Annotated in this window: 16 protein-coding genes and 1 tRNA gene; 10 read left to right on the top strand and 7 right to left on the bottom strand. The window is 28.2% G+C overall.

Annotated features, from left to right (window positions below):
• Positions 1 to 19 precede the first annotated feature (19 nt).
• A complete protein-coding gene (bcp, locus tag ACJJVK_RS13645; RefSeq protein WP_405566768.1) occupies positions 20 to 472 on the bottom strand; it encodes a thioredoxin-dependent thiol peroxidase in 453 nt (150 codons plus the stop codon).
• 117 nt (positions 473 to 589) lie between these two features.
• On the opposite strand from bcp, the gene nth reads away from it, so the two are divergent.
• Positions 590 to 1,246: an endonuclease III gene (gene nth / locus ACJJVK_RS13640; protein WP_215995450.1), complete on the top strand. Its 657-nt coding sequence runs from the start codon at positions 590 to 592 to the stop codon at positions 1,244 to 1,246.
• Positions 1,247 to 1,468: 222 nt separating this feature from the next.
• Here the strand turns inward: nth and ACJJVK_RS13635 are convergent, their stop codons facing one another.
• Both ACJJVK_RS13635 and ACJJVK_RS13630 read right to left on the bottom strand, forming a co-directional pair.
• Complete coding sequence (locus ACJJVK_RS13635) at positions 1,469 to 2,092, bottom strand: SDR family oxidoreductase (RefSeq protein WP_405566764.1); 624 nt, start codon at positions 2,090 to 2,092, stop codon at positions 1,469 to 1,471.
• Positions 2,093 to 2,409: 317 nt separating this feature from the next.
• A complete protein-coding gene (locus ACJJVK_RS13630; protein ID WP_215995688.1) occupies positions 2,410 to 2,994 on the bottom strand; it encodes an RNA polymerase sigma factor in 585 nt (194 codons plus the stop codon).
• Between the two features lie 220 nt (positions 2,995 to 3,214).
• Between ACJJVK_RS13630 and uvrA the strand changes: the two genes are divergently transcribed.
• A complete protein-coding gene (gene uvrA / locus ACJJVK_RS13625) occupies positions 3,215 to 6,007 on the top strand; it encodes an excinuclease ABC subunit UvrA (RefSeq protein ID WP_405566761.1) in 2,793 nt (930 codons plus the stop codon).
• Positions 6,008 to 6,076: 69 nt separating this feature from the next.
• Here uvrA and ACJJVK_RS13620 read toward each other — a convergent pair whose 3' ends face one another.
• Positions 6,077 to 9,199: a S41 family peptidase gene (locus tag ACJJVK_RS13620; protein ID WP_405566760.1), complete on the bottom strand. Its 3,123-nt coding sequence runs from the start codon at positions 9,197 to 9,199 to the stop codon at positions 6,077 to 6,079.
• A gap of 179 nt (positions 9,200 to 9,378) precedes the next feature.
• Here ACJJVK_RS13620 and ACJJVK_RS13615 point away from each other — a divergent pair, with 179 nt between their 5' ends.
• The 5 genes from ACJJVK_RS13615 to ACJJVK_RS13595 all read left to right on the top strand — a co-directional run bounded on the left by ACJJVK_RS13615 (position 9,379) and on the right by ACJJVK_RS13595 (position 14,458).
• Positions 9,379 to 10,470, top strand: coding sequence for a hypothetical protein (locus ACJJVK_RS13615; protein ID WP_405566757.1), 1,092 nt, complete (start codon positions 9,379 to 9,381; stop codon positions 10,468 to 10,470).
• Between the two features lie 169 nt (positions 10,471 to 10,639).
• Complete coding sequence (locus ACJJVK_RS13610; protein WP_405566754.1) at positions 10,640 to 12,616, top strand: histidine kinase; 1,977 nt, start codon at positions 10,640 to 10,642, stop codon at positions 12,614 to 12,616.
• A 17-nt stretch (positions 12,617 to 12,633) separates the two neighbouring features.
• Complete coding sequence (locus ACJJVK_RS13605; RefSeq protein ID WP_405566751.1) at positions 12,634 to 13,383, top strand: LytR/AlgR family response regulator transcription factor; 750 nt, start codon at positions 12,634 to 12,636, stop codon at positions 13,381 to 13,383.
• Positions 13,384 to 13,435: 52 nt separating this feature from the next.
• Positions 13,436 to 13,819, top strand: a complete 384-nt coding sequence (locus ACJJVK_RS13600) for a helix-turn-helix domain-containing protein (RefSeq protein ID WP_215995457.1) — start codon at positions 13,436 to 13,438, stop codon at positions 13,817 to 13,819.
• 273 nt (positions 13,820 to 14,092) lie between these two features.
• Complete coding sequence (locus tag ACJJVK_RS13595) at positions 14,093 to 14,458, top strand: helix-turn-helix transcriptional regulator (protein ID WP_215995458.1); 366 nt, start codon at positions 14,093 to 14,095, stop codon at positions 14,456 to 14,458.
• 167 nt (positions 14,459 to 14,625) lie between these two features.
• Here the strand turns inward: ACJJVK_RS13595 and ACJJVK_RS13590 are convergent.
• Both ACJJVK_RS13590 and bshB1 read right to left on the bottom strand, forming a co-directional pair.
• A tRNA-His gene (locus tag ACJJVK_RS13590) sits at positions 14,626 to 14,701 on the bottom strand.
• 54 nt (positions 14,702 to 14,755) lie between these two features.
• On the bottom strand, positions 14,756 to 15,472 hold the full coding sequence (bshB1, locus tag ACJJVK_RS13585; protein ID WP_405566748.1) for a bacillithiol biosynthesis deacetylase BshB1: 717 nt from the start codon (positions 15,470 to 15,472) through the stop codon (positions 14,756 to 14,758).
• A 278-nt stretch (positions 15,473 to 15,750) separates the two neighbouring features.
• Here bshB1 and ACJJVK_RS13580 point away from each other — a divergent pair, with 278 nt between their 5' ends.
• Positions 15,751 to 17,580, top strand: coding sequence for an SLC13 family permease (locus ACJJVK_RS13580; RefSeq protein ID WP_252726867.1), 1,830 nt, complete (start codon positions 15,751 to 15,753; stop codon positions 17,578 to 17,580).
• Between the two features lie 38 nt (positions 17,581 to 17,618).
• Here ACJJVK_RS13580 and ACJJVK_RS13575 read toward each other — a convergent pair whose 3' ends face one another.
• On the bottom strand, positions 17,619 to 18,776 hold the full coding sequence (locus ACJJVK_RS13575) for a trans-sulfuration enzyme family protein (protein ID WP_405566744.1): 1,158 nt from the start codon (positions 18,774 to 18,776) through the stop codon (positions 17,619 to 17,621).
• Between the two features lie 73 nt (positions 18,777 to 18,849).
• On the opposite strand from ACJJVK_RS13575, the gene ACJJVK_RS13570 reads away from it, so the two are divergent.
• Positions 18,850 to 19,545, top strand: a complete 696-nt coding sequence (locus tag ACJJVK_RS13570) for a Rossmann-like and DUF2520 domain-containing protein (protein WP_405566741.1) — start codon at positions 18,850 to 18,852, stop codon at positions 19,543 to 19,545.
• Complete coding sequence (locus ACJJVK_RS13565) at positions 19,535 to 20,062, top strand: HAD family hydrolase (protein ID WP_215995463.1); 528 nt, start codon at positions 19,535 to 19,537, stop codon at positions 20,060 to 20,062. Before ACJJVK_RS13570 ends, ACJJVK_RS13565 begins: the two co-directional genes overlap by 11 nt.

The raw sequence follows: 20,062 nt of genomic DNA, 5'->3' as shown, positions 1-20,062 counted from the left end.
AAAAACTATTATTTACGTTCTAACTCAAAATTTGTTCTGTATGAGCTTTAGTTTTTACTTTAGTAATTACATCTTCAATAACTCCATTTTCATCAATAATAAAAGTAGTTCTATGAATACCATCATATTCTCTACCCATAAATTTCTTTGGTCCCCAAACATTAAAAGCTTCTATAACAGCTTTATCTTCGTCTGCTAATAAAGGAAAAGGTAATTCATTTTTATTGATAAAATTTTGCTGTCTTTTTGCAGAATCTGCACTTACACCTAAAACATCATAACCTTTAGCTAAAAAAGTTTGATAATTGTCTCTTAAATCACAAGCTTCGTTTGTACAACCAGGTGTACTTGCCTTTGGATAAAAGAATAATACTAATTTTTTACCTGAATAATCTGATAATTTAATTGTGTTACCTGCATTATCTTTTGCTTCAAATTGTGGAGCTTTATCTCCTATTTTTAATGATGTCATTTTGTTTTTATTTAAGTCCCAAAGATACAAAGTAACAAAGTATTTTAAAGTCTTAAAAATAAGGTTTCAATTATTACTTTGTACCTTTGGTACTATTATACTTTGTAACTCAAAAAAATGACCAAACAAGAAAAAGTTCAATTTGTAATTGATACACTTCAAGAATTTTATCCAGAAATACCAATTCCTTTAGATCATAAAGATCCTTATACACTTTTGGTTGCTGTTTTGTTATCTGCACAATGTACAGATGTTAGAGTAAATAAAATAACGCCTTTGTTGTTCGCTAAAGCTGATAATCCTTTTGATATGATTAAAATGTCTGTGGATGAAATTAAGGAAATTATTCGTCCTTGTGGATTATCACCAATGAAATCCAAAGGAATTTATGGTTTATCAAAAATATTGATTGAAAAATATAATGGAGAAGTTCCTGAATCTTTTGAAGGTTTGGAAGAATTACCAGCTGTAGGGCACAAAACAGCAAGTGTAGTTATGAGTCAGGCTTTTGGTGTACCTGCTTTTCCTGTTGATACACATATTCACAGATTAATGTACAGATGGAATTTAACAAACGGAAAAAATGTAAATCAAACTGAAAAAGATGCAAAACGTTTGTTTCCAAGAGAGTTATGGAACGATTTACATTTGCAAATTATTTGGTATGGTCGTGAGTATTCTCCTGCTCGTGGTTGGAATTTAGATAAAGACATTATTACAAAAACAATTGGTAGAAAAACAGTTTTAGACGATTACTATAAAGCAAAAAAATAAACATATATTACACTAATTTCTCTAAATATTTTGACACGGACTTCACAGATTTACACAGATTTTTGTGGAAATAATTACACAGAGATTCACAGAGAAAAATGTTATTTATAAACAAAACACAGATTATTTTACACAAAACAACCTTAAAATTTCCATTGGAATTTTAAGGTTGTTTTGTGTAAAAAGAAGAGTATTTTCCCCTTTTGGGAATTAAAGGGGCTATTAATGAGGTATAGCTTTACCAATTAAAGTATTTCCTTTAATAATTTCGAAAGTATCGTCTACTTCTGCAGTATCGTGTAAAACTCTCACTAAAGTTTGTGCAACATCGTCTCTACTAATTTCTCCTTGCTTGTTTAGTTTATGTTTTAATTCAATTTTTCCAGAACCTTTATCATTTGTTAAAGAACCTGGCCTAACAATTGAATAGGTTAAATTACTTTTCTTTAAAAACTCATCAGCATTATGCTTCGCTTCTAAATACTCTTGTAAATCATCTGTACCTTTTGGGTTATCTGCACCCATAGAACTTAACATTACAAACTTTTTAACATTCTCTTTCTCAGATTCTTTTATTAATTTCTTAGCCCCATTTTCATCAACTTCTTTAACTTTTTTACCTCCAGAACCTGCAGCAAAAATAACTTTATCAATATTTTTAACTGTATGAGAAACATCGCCTTCTAAATCTGCCAATACTGTTTGTATATTTCTTTCTATAAATTGCTTTTTTTGTTCCTCTTTACGAACCATAGCAACTGGATTAAAATACTGTGATGATTCTAATAAATTTACTATTTTTTTTCCTGTGGTACCATTGGCACCTGCTACTAATATATTTTCCATATCACAAATTTCGTTGAAAATAGAAGTATTTTTTTGCTGATATAATGTAAATTTTAGTTGATATAAAATTTAGGCATTAAAAAAAGCCTCAACATTAGTTGAAGCTTTTTCCACTCTTAATTCAAATTCAATTCAATGAAGCCTTTTGATTTGGTTTTTACAATAGTTAGCGATTTGGAAAAATTAATCAAAAATTGAACTGTTTCTTGTTTAGGTTGCATCTGAATTTCAGACGACTTTCTTGAGTAAAGTTGCATCATATATACTATTTAATAACTTGGTTATAAATAAGTAACGACACAAAATTCTCTTTATTGTTAGTTTACTAAAATAATTTTATTTTTTTCTATTAATTTACGCATATTTATAAGCGCATAACGCATTCTACCTAATGCTGTGTTAATGCTCACTCCTGTATTTTCACTTATTTCTTTAAAACTCATGTCTTTATACATTCGCATTACCAAAACTTCTTTTTGTTCGTCTGGTAACTCATTTACGAGCTCTCTAACATCAGCATAAATCTGTTCTTGTATAATTTGTTTTTCTGCATTTAGATTCCCATCACCTAAAACAGAAAAAATATCAAATTCATCTGTAGTATTAAAAGCAGGCATTCTGTTTGATTTTCTAAAATAATCAATCACTAAATTATGCGCAATACGCATAACCCAAGGTAAAAACTTACCTTCTTCGTTATAATTACCTTTTTTTAAGGTTCTTATTACTTTAATAAAAGTATCTTGAAAAACATCTTCTGTAATGTCTTTATCCTTAACCTTACTATAAATAAAGCTAAAAAGCCTTTGTTGATGTCTTTTGATTAAAACACCTAAAGCTGATTCATTTCCTCTAATATAATCACTTACTAAAGTACTATCTGAAATTGTTTTTTTTTGCATCATAACTACTTTTTTGATGAACAAGTTGTTCTTCAATTTTATTATTCTAACTAATAATTTTAAAAGTAGTTTTTAACTATATGCGTCTAATTTTGTGAATATTAAGTCTTCAAATATAACTTTTATTTTTAATCCATCAAACTTTTTAACAAATTTGGCATTAATCTTTTTTTTATGTCCTTTAAAATTATGGTATTTTTATACCTTATATTTATATTGAATGAATACTGATATTTCTACTGTAAATCCGAAAGAAAACATAATCATAAAAGGAGCTAAACTCCATAATTTAAAAAATATTGATGTTGTTATACCAAGAAATAAACTAGTTGTAATTACGGGTTTATCTGGTTCTGGTAAATCTTCATTGGCTTTTGATACATTGTATGCAGAAGGCCAAAGACGTTATGTAGAAAGTTTATCTTCTTACGCACGTCAATTTTTAGGCAAACTGCACAAACCAAAAGTAGATTATATAAAAGGTATTGCACCTGCAATTGCTATTGAGCAAAAAGTAAATTCTACAAATCCAAGATCTACAGTAGGTACATCTACAGAAATTTACGATTATATAAAATTATTATATGCCAGAATTGGTAAAACCTACTCTCCTATTTCTGGTAAAGAAGTAAAAAAAGACACAGTTTCTGATGTTGTCAATTTTGTAAAAGAATTTGAAGAACTCACAAAATTATTACTCCTTGCTCCTATTACTATTGATGAAAACCGCGATTTAAAAACGGTTTTGCAGGTTTTAGAACAACAAGGTTATGCCAGATTAAAATGGAATGATTCTGTGTATCGAATATCAGATTTTCCTCAAGAGGATTATAAAAAAGAAGCTATTTTTTTAGTTGTTGATAGAATTGTAACAAAAAATGATGAAGATTTTTACAACAGATTAGCAGATGCTATACAAACTGCTTTTTTTGAAGGTAAAGGAATCTGTTTTATAGAAAACTTAACAGACAACAAAGTTTCTGAATTTAGCAATAAGTTCGATTTAGATGGAATGTCTTTTTTAGAACCAAATACGCATTTATTTAGTTTTAACAATCCTTATGGAGCTTGCCCAACTTGCGAAGGTTATGGAAATGTAATTGGTATTGATGAAGATCTAGTAATACCAAATACGGGTTTATCTATTTTTGAAGATGCCATTTTTCCTTTTAGAACGCCTTCTTATATTCACTACAAAGAAGAATTGATTTCAGTGGCATATCAGTTTGATATTCCTATTCATAAACCTTGGTTTGAATTATCAGAAAAACAAAAAGAGTTAGTTTGGAATGGTAACAAATCTTTTAATGGAATTCATCATTTCTTTTCAGTTTTAGAAGAAAAAAGCTATAAAATTCAGAATAGAGTAATGTTATCACGTTATCGTGGTAAAACAAAATGTACTACTTGTAATGGTAAGCGTTTACGAAAAGAAGCAGATTATGTAAAAATCAATGAAAAAACTATTTCAGATTTGGTTTCATTGCCATTAGATGAATTAGCTGTGTTTTTCAAAAACTTAAAACTAGACAAATATCAAGAGAAAATAGGAAAACGATTATTAACAGAAATAAATAATCGATTACAGTTTTTAACAGATGTTGGTCTTTCGTATTTAACCATCAACAGAACTTCGAATACACTTTCTGGTGGTGAGAGTCAACGTATAAATTTGGCAACTTCTCTAGGTAGTTCTTTGGTAGGTTCTATGTATATTTTAGATGAACCAAGTATTGGTTTGCATCCAAAAGACACAGAGAGATTAATTGGAGTTTTAAAAAACCTACGAGATTTAGGAAATACAGTTGTTGTGGTAGAACATGATGAAGATATTATGAAAGAGGCTGATTATATTATAGATATTGGCCCAGAAGCAGGAACCTTTGGTGGTAATGTAGTTGCAGAAGGTACATTTAAAGAAATTTTAAAATCGGATTCGTTAACTGCAAAATATTTAAATGAAGAGTTGAAAATTGAGGTTCCTAATAAACGAAGAACATCAAAAAATAACATTCAAATTATTGGTGCAAGAGAACATAATTTACAAAATATAGACGTTACTATTCCTTTAAATTGTTTGTCTGTTATTACAGGAGTTTCTGGATCTGGAAAAAGTACATTGGTAAAGAAAATTCTATATCCATCAATGCAAAAACAGATTTCTGGTTTTGGAGATAAAATTGGGCAACATACTGAAATTAAAGGCAGTTTTGATATACTAAAACACGTAGAATTTATTGATCAAAATCCTATTGGGCGTTCTTCACGTTCAAATCCTGTTACTTATATTAAGGCTTATGACGATATTAGAGCTTTATTTTCGAATCAAAAATTATCAAACATCAGAAATTACAAACCCAAACATTTCTCTTTTAATGTAGAAGGTGGACGTTGTGAAGTTTGTAAAGGCGAAGGTGAAGTTACCATAGAAATGCAATTTATGGCAGATGTGCATTTAGAATGCGATGTTTGCAATGGAAAACGTTTTAAAAAAGAGGTTTTAGAAGTTAAGTTTGATAACAAATCTATAGATGATATTTTAAATTTAACTATTGATGATGCTGTCGCTTTTTTCTCAGAAAATTTAGTACCTAAAATTGCCAATAAGCTAAAACCTTTGCAAGATGTTGGTTTAGGTTATGTTACTTTAGGTCAATCCTCTTCTACACTTTCTGGTGGTGAAGCTCAGAGAATTAAATTGGCTTCATTTTTAGTAAAAGGTAATACCAAAGACAAAGCTTTATTCATTTTTGATGAACCAACCACTGGCTTACATTTTCACGATATTAAAAAATTATTAGCCTCTTTTAATGCTTTAATTGAACGTGGGCATTCTGTAGTTGTAATTGAACACAATATCGAACTTATTAAATGCGCAGATTACATTATAGATTTAGGTTTAGATGGTGGTAAAAATGGTGGAAACCTTATTTTTCAAGGAACTCCAGAAGATTTAGCAAAAAACAAATCCTCTTATACTGCTCCTTATTTGGCAGAAAAGTTGAGTTTTTAGATGTACAAAAAGACCTCACAGGTTTTTAAAACATGTGAGGTCTGAAAATGAATACCTGTAATTATAATTTTACTTTATTTTTTGCATAATAATCTCAATGGCTTTATCTAATTGAGGTGTATTTTTATCTAATCTATCTTTAAAATCTTTACCTATATAAACATCAGGTGCAACACCATTTAATTCTAAATCTTTACCATCTAAAGTGTAACAACCCCAAGAAGGTAATCTGTAAGATGAGCCATCTACTAAAGATTTTCCTGAAGTAAAAATAATCCATCTATACGTTTCTGTACCTACAATTGTACCCAAACCTAATTCTTTAAAACCAGCAGCTGTCATTTCTGCATCAGAAAGAGATTGCTCATTGATCAGCAAAACAATTGGTTTATTTCCATAACTAAAATTAGACTGACTTGTTAATTTACCTTCTCTATATTTCCAGTTTAAGTATTGTTTTTGTTGTAAAAAGTTTAAAACTGCATCGTGTACATTTCCTCCAGTATTGTATCTTAAATCTAAAATCAATCCTTTTTTATACGCTTCATCACTCATTAAATCGTGGTAAAATTTTGTCAGTTCTCCACCAGTCATATTTTTCATATGCACATAAGCAATTTCATTATTTGTTTTTTGATCTACATACTCTTGATTTTCATCTTGCCATTCATCATAAATTAAGTTTCTTACACTAAGGTAGCTAGTGGTGTGAATGTAAACATCAAAATTAGTTTTATTTCTAGAAAATGTTAATTGAATTTCATCTTTATTTTCTGGGTTTGTAAAATAAGACTCTCTGTTTTTCTTTACATCAACTTCTACTCCATTTACAGCAATTAAAACATCACCTTTATTTATTCCTTTATTTTTTACATCAACTGGGCTTTCTGCAACAATTCTATCTACTTTATAAGGATTATCATTATTAAAGACAATACCTGTAGCTAAAGTTCTAGTTCCATAATATATTTTTTCTTCAGCTCCATAAGAATTAAAACCAAAATGCGATGTATTTAATTCGCCTAACATATCATTAAAAATTAATCTTAAATCTGCTCTTTCAGAAACAAAGGGTAAATATTTTGCATAGCTATCTCTTAATTTTTGCCAGTTTTGACCGTGAAAATTCTCATCATAAAAATTTTCTTCCATTCCTGCCCAAGCTTCAAAATACATTTGCTCAAACTCATCAGATAAAGATTTATTAAACTTAGTATCTATAGCAATTGCTTTTAATTTATTGGTAGTTAAGTTTAAAGTATGAATTTTACCACTTGCCAAAATATAGTGATTCTTTTTTACTGATACATATTGATAACCAAAAATACGTGTATCACCCAATTTTACAGTTTTATTATTCTCAAAAGGCGCAATCGTTGTTTTCCATAATTTACTAGTCCCTTCATCGTGATTAGAAATGTAAAGTATATCAGTTTTATCACCAGAATTAATTATTGAAATATTTCTTTGATTTCCAAATCTTGGGCTAATCCTTGTTAAACGATCCATTAACCCATTCGAATTTATATCAACCTTAATTTCTGGTTTCTTTTTATCCTTTTTTGCAGTATCCTTTTTTGCAAAAAGTTCATTTACCTTATTCATTTTAAAAGGTTTATCGAACTTATCTAAAGCCATTTGATACACTTTAGATTCTCCATTTCCTCCACTAGGAAAATTCGGAGAAGTTCTTTCTGATGTAAAATAAATATATTTTCCGTCTGAAGACCAAGCTGGTTCTGATTCTGAAACCTTTGTATTTGTTAAATTTATTGTCTTTTTTGATGTAATATTGTACACTAAAATATCTGCTTCAAAATCTCTGTAGGCATTATAAATGATGTATTTATCATCTGGAGAAAAATAAGGATTTGAGTTATAGAATCCCCAAAGTTCATCTTTTACAACCAATTCACTTTTAAAAGTCTTTAAATCTATAATATGAATTTCATTTCTACCTGATAAATAAACACCTTTTGTTAAATCACTATTAAAAGTAATTTGCCTGTTATTCATCTTATTTTTTGTGATTTGTTTTTTGCTTGATGTATTTGTAACATCAACAGAAAACCAATTGTAATACCCATTATAAGACCTTGAGTATAGAAGCGTTTTATTGTCTTTTAACCATTTTACTTCTTGAACTGCTTCCTCTTTTTTAGTATCAATTTCTTTTATAAATTTCCCTTTTACATCAGAAACAAATAATTTTCCTCTAGATACAAAAGCCATCTTTTTTCCATCTGAAGAAACATCAAAATAAGTGATATTCCCCTTAACATTATAAGATTGATTTTTAGCAACTGTAGAATTTTTATTGATGTTGATATTTAGTTTTTTAAAAGTTTTTTTTGCAACATCATACACATAAATTTGATAATCTTTTCTAAAAACAATTTTACTTCCATTTGCGCTAACTTTGGGCCACATAATAGATGTAGAGAAATTTGTAAGCCTTTTTTTAGTTCCGTTTTCTAATTGGTAAAGATTGTATTCGCCTTTATATTCATCAGATTTAAAATAAATAGTTCCTTTTTTATCTATTGTAACTCCAAAATCTTTACCTCTGTAAGAAGTATGTTTGGTGAATTTTTTGGTTTTAATATTATAAGATTTTATATCTGGGTTATAATCACCTTTATACCTTTTTCTATTTGCAAAGTTTGAACTTTCCCAAGATTCGTTAAAATAAATATCATGAGTTTTTGGGTGTTGTACTACATTGTGAATGGTATTAAAATAATGAGGAAAAGTTCTTTTTGGAGTTTCACCATCAATAGAAATCGTGAAATTGGTAATTCTATTAAATCTGTTAGAAGTAAAATTAATGGTTTTACTATCCCAATTCCAAGAAGTAACTTTATCATTACTTTGATGAAAAGTAAGCTGTTTAATTTCCCCTCCATTTAAAGGCATAGTATAAACATCATAATTCCCATATTGATTACTAGAAAAAGCCAACCATTTTCCATCAGGAGAAACACTTGGATCTGTTTCTGTTCCATCCATTGCTGTTAATCTAAAAGCATCTCCTCCATTAGAAGAAACTTTCCATAAATCTCCTTGATAACTATAAATAACGGCACTTCCATCTGGAGTTAAGGTTGGTTTTAATGTGAAATAAACTTCATTGTTTTGAGAAAAAAGGGTAAAAGTTAAAAAGAGAATGAATAGGTTAATTAAGCATTTCATAATGGTTTTGTTTGATTAGGTTTTAAATTTAAGAAATTATGTTTTAATACAATTTTTATAAAAGTTAAATTCAAATAATTACGAATTCTAGTTCACCAATCACGAATTCTAAAACAGCCAAAATTTAAGTAAACTTCTCCACTACTTTTACTGTGTATTAACACTAAAACATAGAAATTATGAACTCAATATTTAAAACATCAGTATTCGCAACAGCCTTTATTTTAACATCAAGTCTTTTTGTAAATTGTGATAAAACATCATCTGTAGTAAAAAATGAAACATCAACATTAATTGCAGAAAACACTATAGATTATACTGTAAAAGAAGAAGTAGTTACCAGAAATCCTTTGGTTTTTATTACTGGTTATGATAAAGGAGATGAAACCTATTACAACAATGCAAGATCTTTTTTTAAAGAAAAAAACTATCAAATTATAGAAGATCAATATTCTATAGAAGAGATTATTAACTGGTTAAATAATAACAAAAACGAAAAACCTTATGGAGAAATCCATATTGTAAACAAGAGCAATCCTTTTAAAGGAATGTCTTTAGAAACAGTGATTAAAGGTGAAAAAGTGACTGCAGAATCTTTAAGAATGCATATTACAAAAGGCACATTACCAATTTTACAAGAAAGTGTAAATGCAAATTCTAAAATTATTTTTCATGCAAATGGTTTAGGTGAAAATGCAGCATTAATGAAAGTTTTTAAAGATGCCTTTTTTGCAGACGAATTACCAAATGTGGTAGCTTCACCTTATTATTCAATTTTTAATGGAGATTTTAGTAAACATTATTTAGCAAAACCACATTACGTTTTTTATCCAACAGCTAATTCACCAGGTAAAGTAGATCTATCAAAAGAAATTGCTAGAAAATATCCTGAAGAAAAAGATATTAACTGGTTAGAGGCCTTAAGTAATGATGAAGAAAGATTTATTGGAGAAGCATACGCAACACATTTTAATATTCCTTTAAAGTTTGAACTAGACTATCATAATTCTGATGAAGAAGTACCAACTTTTGAAAATCAAGAAGAAATTATGGATTTTATTGAGCAACAAGAAGTAATTTATTTTGAAGTTGAACAATTAAATATTCCTATTGATAAATTTAGATGGTCTTACTCTATGAAAAACAGCACATTAATTATTAAAGGAAAAACAACTGGTTTGGTAGTATTAAAGCCTTTAATTAAACCTTATGGAGAATTACAACACATTACACCAGATACAAATAACAAACGTTTGTATGCAATGAAATAATTGAAAAGGGAAAGTAGTTTTTAGGAAACGTCATTGTGCAAATTATTGTATGATGACGTTTTAATCAATATATTTTCTGAAAGAATCATCTAGAATTTTAAGATGAACTAACTTTAATTATGGTTGTATTTATCTGAATTCAAAAAATTTAATTTAGTAAGTTTGTTTTATGTCTATTCTTAAAAAAAACATTTTTTTAATTCTCATTTTTTTAGCGATAAACCTTGTTGCTCAAAATGAAATTCAAAATATAACCATCAAAGATGGATTGCCAAGCAATATTGTTTATGATATTAAACAAGATAAAATTGGTTATTTATGGATTGCCACAGAAAAAGGTTTGGTAAAATTTGATGGGGATGATTTTATTCAAATCCATAAATTAAAAACAACCAATCTTTTTATTGGTAAAAATGATGTTATCTATTCTGGTTTAGAAAATGGATTATTTATTAAAAATAAATCTTCAGAAAAAACATACTCTTCTAAAAAAGTACTAAAAACATTGGTTCATGAAAATGATGTTTTTGTAGGTACTATAGAAGGAATTTATAGTTTAAAAAATAATAATTTAACACCAGTTAAAATTAATTCTACAATAGATTTTTCAATTATAAATGATATTATTTATATTAATAATTCTTATTTTTTATCATCAAGTAAAGGTTTAATTAAAGTTGATAACATACTCAATTTTAATAATATAAATTTATTTAATAAAGAAAAAACAAATTCAATAGAGATTTTCCAAAACACAGTAATAGCAGCTACAGCAAAAAATAAATTATTAATAATTAAACAAGATTCTATATCAGATATTATTGAAACTATAAGCAATATTTCATCTGTAAAAAAATTAAAAAATGAGCTTTGGGTAACTTCAAAAACAAACGGAATTGAAGTTTTTTCACTTCCTTCTTTCAGCTTTAAACAAAAAATAAATAAGTACAATTCATTAGAAACAAATCAAATTAATTCCGTTTTCAAAGATGAAAAAGGTGCTAAATATATAGCATCAAATAAAGGAGTATATGTGATTCAAAACAATCTAACAACAACAACAACAACTCATAGACCTCTAATACATTTTGAAAACCTACAAATAAACCACAAAAATCAAGAATCCTTATTTGTGGTAAATAACTTAAAACTCTCAAATTCAGAAAATAACATTGCAATATCATTTAAAACTATTGATTTATCTAATCCTAAAAAAATACAATATAGATATCAATTAAATGGTAAACTTTCTTCTTGGTCAACTAATAACACTGTCAATTTCCCTAATTTAAATGCAGGTAAGTACAATTTTAAAGTACAATCAAAGATTAACACTCTAGAAAGCGATTTTAAATCCTTTTCTTTTACTATTGATGCTCCTTTTTATAAACAAGCTTGGTTTGTTTTTGCTGTTATCATTACATTTTTAGTAACATCTTACACTTTACTCCATTTCTATATTAAAAACATCAATAAAAAAAATAAAGAAAAGGTAGATCAACTAAAATTAAAAAATCGTTTACTTACTTTAGAGCAAAAAGCTCTACAATTGCAAATGAATCCTCATTTTATTTTTAATGTACTAAATGGAATAAAAGCTTTAGGAAATGCTAGTAAAATAGATGAATTGAATAATAACATTTCTAAATTCTCTGTCTTATTAAGAGGTATATTAAACAATTCTAGAAAAGAAGAGATTACTTTACAAGAAGAAATAGACCTTTTAAAGAATTATATTGAACTTGAGCAAAGAATGAGTTCTAAATCATTTAGCTATTCAATTAACACACATCTAAATAACATAGATTCAGAAGAAATACTAATCCCTACAATGTTAATACAACCATTTGTAGAGAATTCAATAGAACACGCTTTCCAGAAAAACAAACAAGGTGAAATAATCATTAATTTTGAAGTAAAACATCATTTTTTACTTTGTCGTATTATGGACAATGGAATAGGAATTAACCAATCAAAGAAGCAAAAACAACACTCACATCACAAATCAGTCGCTTTAAAGGTTTCCAAAGAGCGATTATATATAATTAGCACTAAAAGTAATCTAAAGATAACTGAGATTAAAGAAAATAAAGAGATTAAAGGGACAGAAGTCAATTTTAGAATCCCTTTAAAAACAGACTATTAAAACCAAATACTCCAATTATGAAAAAGCTTACATCATTTGTGGTAGATGATATTCCTGAAGCTTTAGAGATGTTATCTAATGATATAGAAAGGAATCATCCAGAAATAGAAATCATAGGCACAGCTTCTAGTGTTGTTGAGGCTTCTAAACAGTTACAATCACTAGAACCAGATTTACTTTTTCTAGACATTATGTTAGGAGATGGTACTGGTTTTGATATTTTAGAAATTGTACCTAACTTAAATACTAAGGTTATATTTGTTACTGCAAGCGATGAATATGCCATTAAAGCTTTTAAGTTTGCTGCTATCGATTATATTCTTAAACCCTACTCTATTAATGAATTAACAAATGCAATCACTAAAGCTAAAGAACAAATAAAACCTAAAAAAGAGCAATTAAGCGTTTTAAAACAGTTAGTTACACAACCTACTGAAAAACCAAAAAGACTTTCACTACACACATCAGAAAAGATTATTATTGTTGATATTGAAAATATAGTAAGATGTAAGTCTGATAATAACTACACAACCTTCTACTTACAAGATAATACCAAAATACTTGTATCTAAAACCTTAAAGTATTACTCAGACATCTTAAAAGAGGTAAATTTCTTACGAGTTCATCAGAGTCATTTAGTAAATAAGAGTTTTATTAAGGAATTTATTAAGTCTGATGGAGGTTATTTAATATTAAATGATTCTTCTAACATCCCAGTATCAGTAAGGAAAAAGAGCGAAATTATTGCTGCTTTGAAAAATAAATAAAACTTTTTTTTAAAATAATCATTGTTTGTAGTGAATATTTACTACATTTGTAGTGTTAGTCCCTCACGCTATGAAAATTGAAGATAAAAAACGTTCTGATAGAGTAATTTCAGTATTTAATGATTCTGGATTAAACCAAAGGCAATTTGCTGAACTCATAGGAGTTTCGCAACAATTGGTAAGTGCAGTAATCAATTATACAAAGAAGCCTAATGAGGCTATTTTACTCGCTATTATTGATAAAATAAATGATATAGATCCAATGTGGTTATTAACTGGCACTGGAGGTAATAAAAAAAGCTATGCTCCTCCTGAAGCTGAATCCCCTATTGAGCTTCACATTAAAGCTATAGTTAGAAAAGAGTTTGAAGACCTTTCTAAAGATATCATTCAAAAACTATCAAATATTGAAGATTCTGTAAAGAATTCTAATTAACGAGCCCATCGTAGTTATAAAACTTACAAATCTAATTTATATTGTTCCCTAGGCAGTATTTATAAGATGACATCTTTGATATTTGGTTTTATATTAAGGTAAATCCCCTTACCCCCAAAAAAAGCTTACTTACTGTAAGCTTTTTTTTGTTTTAAATAATATTTGCAAAATACTCGTTATCAATATATTATACATAAGAGTAAAATAAATTATTATTTTTTTACCTATTTCACATTGTTTGTGGTAAAAATACACTACATTTGTAGTGTTATTATGAAAGATGAAGATAAACAACGTTCTGATAGAGTAATAAAGGTTTTTAATGATACTGGATTAAATCAAAGACAGTTTTCGGAACTCATAGGAGTTTCACAACAATTGATAAGTGCAGTAGTTAATTATACAAAAAAACCTAATGAAACTATTTTGCTTGCAATTATAGATAACATAGAAGGTATAGACCCATTATGGTTATTTAAAGGTAATGCAAAATATAAAAATAATTATGTACCCCTAAAAGTTCAATCCCCTATTGAGCAACATATAAAAAACATAGTTATGAAACAGTTTCAAGAATTATCTAAAGACATTGTTCAAAAACTATCAAATATTGAAGATTCTGTTAAGAATTCTAATTAACGAGCCCATCGTATTATTTAGAGTTTAACAAAAAACATATTGTTCCCTAGCAGTATTTTTAAAGTTAAACCTTCGATATTTGATTAAATGAAAAAGAATCAATTAAATCCACTTTACCCCTAAAAAAAGCCTATCTGTTAAGATAGGCTTTTTAATTTAATACTTTTGGGTGGAAGACCGGATTCGAACCGGCGACTTTCGGTACCACAAACCGACGCTCTAACCAACTGAGCTACAACCACCATGTAACTTGCGGGTGCAAATATAATTAATTTTTGAATTCTGAAAAGAAAAAAATTAAATTAATTTACTTAAATTTTCTACAGCCACGTAACGTTCTGATGTATAACCTTCTGCAAAATCAACACCAATTATTCTTCCAAGATCTTTTGCTCTGTAGTTTATACTTTCTGTAAAATTCTTACTTGTTATAGGTGTTTCTAGCTCATTACTTGTTGGATCAAAGAACTGAGAAGCATACGCTAAAACTGCTTTTTCTTTAATTTCCATGAAACCTGATACATCAATTACAAAATCTGGCTCAATATTTTTCCATTGTATATAATGATATACCTGTTTAGGTCTCCATTTTTCTTGAAGCTTTCCTTCTACTTCTGTTTCAATTTTTATTAATCCACTTAAAAAACAAGCATCAGAAACTAATTGACTTCCTTTAGAATGATCTATATGTCTATCATCAATTGCATTACATAACACAATTTCTGGTTGATATTTGCGAATCATTTTTATAATCTCTAATTGATGTTTCTTATCATTTATAAAGAAACCATCAGCAAAACCCAAATTTTCTCTAACAGTTACTCCTAAAATTTCAGCTGCTTTTTTTGCTTCTAAATCTCTTAATTCTGCAGAACCTCTTGTACCTAGTTCACCTCTTGTTAAGTCTACAATTCCTACTTTTTTACCCAAAGAAATTTCTTTGGCAATTGTAGCACCACTTCCTAACTCTACATCATCAGGATGAGCACCAAAGGCTAAAATATCTAATTTCATTACTAATTGTTTTAAAAATGACAAATGTACATCAAACAAAAAATATTTTTCTATTATAATTTATCACTATTAAACAAAAATAATCTTTTTAAAGCGTTTTATTTGTTTTACTAAATTTCTATTACGTTTTCTCTTTTTAAAATCTTAAAAATCGAATGTCTTTTTTATTGATTTCATAAAAATTAAATGATTTTTGATTGTATGATAACTGTCATAAAAACGGATGTATATTGATGGTAATTTTACAATATCAAAATAAAAAATAAATTATGACTTTAATGCTGATTATTCTTGTTATTACCATTGGTTTATTTGTTTGGGGTAAATACTCTCCAGATGTAGTAGCCTTAGTTTCTATGCTAAGTTTGTTTTTGTGTGGAATCTTAAATTTAAGTGAAACTCTTAGCGGTTTTAGCAATCCTACTGTAATTATGATTGCTGCTCTTTTTATTATTGGAGAAGGTTTGTCGCAAACTGGTTGGACTGCTTTAGCTGGTAAAAAACTGATTGAGTTGGCTGGTAAAAGTGTACCTAAATTACTTGTAATTATAACTTTAGGTTCTGGTGTGTTATCTGGATTTGTTAGTAATACAGGTACAGTTGCTACTTTATTACCTGCTACAATTTCTTCTGCTTGGAGTATTGGTACAATGCCTTCTAAAATATTAATACCTGTTGCTTTTGGTTCTAATACAGGTGGTTTATTAACTTTAACAGGTACACCTCCAAATATTATTGCTAATAATGCTTTAATAGAAGCTGGTTTTGAAGGTTTTTCTTTCTTTGAATTTGCTCTAATTGGTTTACCGTTATTAATTATTGCACTAATTTATTTTAGATACTTTGGTTTTAAATTATTACCAACTAATAAAACAAATAATAAACCTATTAATATAGATTCAACTTTACACGAATGGATTGAAGCTTATCAAATTGATAACGATTATTACAGATTAAGAATTCGTTCAATATCAACTTTAATAGACACTAAATTAAGTGATTGGGATTTAGAAAATAAATACCATATTAATGTAATTCGTTTAAAAAGAAGACATCCAAATAGATTAAAAGGTACGCAACCATATATAGAGTTTCCTGAAAATGAAACTGAGTTAAGATACCATGACATTATTACTGTTAAAGGTAATACTGAAGATATTAATAAGTTAATGATTGAATTTAATTTAGGATTATTAACCAAAGAATCTGCTAAAAGCGAATTACGTAACAACTTAATTAGTCAAGAAGTTGGTATGGCAGAAGTTTTAGTTTCTCCAAAATCTTTTTTAGTGGGTAGAAAAATGAAATTAAAAGAATATTTTAAAAGATATGACATTCAATTACTAGCAACATCTAGAAATAGAGAACCTTATTTAGAAGAAGAAATGAGAGTAAATTCTGGAGATAGTTTTATTATTAGAGGTCCTTGGGAAAATATTGAACAATTAAAAGATCAACACAAAAATATTGTAGTTGTTGGTAGCCCAGAAGAAATGCTAAAAGATGTGGATGAACTTACACCAAAATCTTTTATTGCTTTAGGTGCTTTAATTTTAATGATTGTACTTTTAGTAATTAAAGCTGTACCTGGTTCTATTGCAGCATTAATTTCTGCAGGTATTGTTTTATTTTCTGGTTGTGTACCATTTACAAAAGCCTACAAAAGTATCAGTTTTACAAGTGTAGTCATGATTGCTGCAATGATACCTATGGGTGTTGCAATTCAGAAAACAGGTACTGCAGAAATGATTTCTAATTCTTTAATTAGCTTTTTAGGAGAAGGAAACCCTACTCTATTATTAGGTGGAATTTTCTTATTAACTACAACATTTAGTCAGTTTATAAATAATTCTGCAACAGCTGTTTTAATGACGCCAATTGTAATTTTAGCTGCAGGAACTTTAAATATTTCTCCAGAACCATTATTAATAACAGTTGCAATTAGTGCATCTACAGCGTTTTTAACTCCTATAGGTACAACCACAAATGCAATGGTTATGAGTTCTGGTGATTATAAATTTATGGATTATTTAAAAGTAGGCTTTCCTCTTTTAATATTATTTATAATTACAACCTTATTATTAGTGCCAATTATCTGGCCATTTTAAAAGTGTATAATTTGTTAAACTACGAAAAGCGAAGATATTTAAATCTTCGCTTTTTTTATGGCTTGTTCTATATCAGCAATTAAATCTTCTGTTTCTTCAATACCCACAGAAAAACGAATTAATCCATCTTTTATTCCTCGTTCCAAACGTTGTTCTTCCGTTAATAAAGCGTGTGTAGTTTGAGCCGGACTTACTGTTGTACTCTCTAAACCTGCCAAACTCATAGAAGATTTTATTAACTGTAAATTTCGTTGAAACTCCATTGGATCTATATTTGCTGATAACTCAAAAGACAACATTGCTCCAAAACCTTTCATTTGTTTTGCCGCAATTTCAAAACCAGGATTACTTTTTAAACCAGGATAATAAACAGCATCTATATTAGAATTAGCTTCTAAATAATCTGCCATAATTTTAGCATTTTCGGTTTGTGCTTTTACTCTTAAGTTTAATGTTTTTAAACTTCTTTCTAACAACCAAACTGTTTGCTCGCTTAAATTTCCTCCTAAATTAATGGCGGTTTTCCAGATTTGCTCAATATGTTTTTTAGATGCTGCAATAGCTCCAGCAGAAATATCAGAATGACCTCCCATATATTTTGTTGCAGAATGTATAATAATGTCAATTCCGAAATTAAATGGATTTTGATTAATAGGAGAAGCAAACGTATTATCAATCATTGTTAAGATATTATGTTCTTTAGCAACATCAGCAATGGCTTGCATATCAGTGATTCCTAATAACGGATTTGATGGAGTTTCGATATATAAAATTTTGGTATTTTCTTTTACTAAAGTGATAAAATCTTCAACTTTATCAGATTCAGTAAAAGAATATTCAATTCCGTATTTATCAAATTCTGATACAATAAAATTATAAGTTCCTCCATAAATAACTTGCTGAATTACAACATGATCTCCTCTTTTTAAAAAAGCTAACATTGCAGATGAAATTGCTGCCATACCAGAACTAAAAATCAATGCGTCTTCTGTATTTTCTAAAGCTGCAATTTTTTTACAAAGCATTTCTTGATTTGGAGTATTATAATAACGAGGGTAACGTTTTACATCAACATTATCAAAAGCATACGAAGTTGCCATATATATAGGAGACACTGCTCCTTTAAATTGTTCATCTATAACTTCACCAACGTGAACACAAGTTGTATTTATACCTAATTTTTTAGAATTTTTCATATATAAAATTTGTCATCGCTAATTTATGAAAACCAAATCTAAGTTTTATTTATAAAATCAATATCTTCGTTTTATGGTATCAGTTTTAGTTGTTGGAACAGGAAATGTAGGCTTTCATTTATATAATGTATTTTCTAATATTGATAAAATTCAGGTTACTCAAATATCTTCTAGAAAGTTACAAGATATTCCGAAAGCAGACATTACTATTATTGCGGTTTCAGATGATGCTATTGCTGAAGTTTCATCAAAAATAAATAACACTCTTATAGTTCATACTTCTGGCGCTTGTAGTATTCAAGAATTGAAAAACAGCACCCAAAAAGGTGTTTTTTATATGCTACAAACTTTTTCTAAAAACAAAAAAGTCAATTTTTCTGAAGTCCCATTTTGCTTGGAAGCAGAAAATGAGCAAGATTATAAATTACTAGAAAATTTAGCAAATTTAATAAGTGATAAAACCTACTCTATTAATTCTGAACAACGAAAAATATTACATGTTGCTGCTGTTTTTGTAAATAACTTTACCAATCACTTATTTAAAATTGGGAATGATATTTGTAATAATTATAATGTGCCTTTCGAAATTTTAATGCCTTTAATACAAGAAACTGCGACAAAAATTAAAGTATTATCACCAGAAAAAGCACAAACTGGTCCAGCAGTAAGAAAAGATCAAAAAACAATAAAAAATCATTTAGCTTTGCTAAATAAAGATCAACAAAAAATATATACAATCTTAACAGAATCAATCCAAAATGGAAATTAGTTACAAACAATTATTACCAAAAATCACTACTTTAATTTTTGATGTAGATGGTGTACTCACAAACGGAATGGTAACCATAATGCCTGATGGAGAATTGGTTAGACATATGAATATTAAAGATGGTTATGCCTTAAAAACGGCTGTAGATAAAGGCTTTAACGTTTGTATTATTTCTGGCGGAAAAAACGAAGGCGTAAGAACTCGTTTAGCAAATTTAGGAATTAAAGATATTTATTTGGGTGCTCATAACAAAATACAACAATATAATGAGTTGGTTGAAAAATATAATTTACAGCCAGAAAATGTTTTATATATGGGGGATGATGTTCCTGATTATCCTGTTATGAAATTAGTTGGTTTACCTTGTGCACCTAATGATGCAGCCCAAGAAATACAAGGAGTTGCTAAATATATTTCTGATAAAAAAGGTGGTGAAGGTTGTGTTAGAGATATTATTGAACAGATTTTAAGAGTTCAAGGTAAATGGGATAATAATTTTGATGCTAAGTATGATTAA

Origin of the sequence: Polaribacter sp. Asnod6-C07 (genome assembly GCF_045063625.1) — a bacterium.
GTDB lineage: Bacteria > Bacteroidota > Bacteroidia > Flavobacteriales > Flavobacteriaceae > Polaribacter > Polaribacter vadi_A.
The sequence above is the reverse complement of the archived record's forward strand: the minus strand, read 5'-3'. Positions and strand labels throughout refer to the sequence as shown.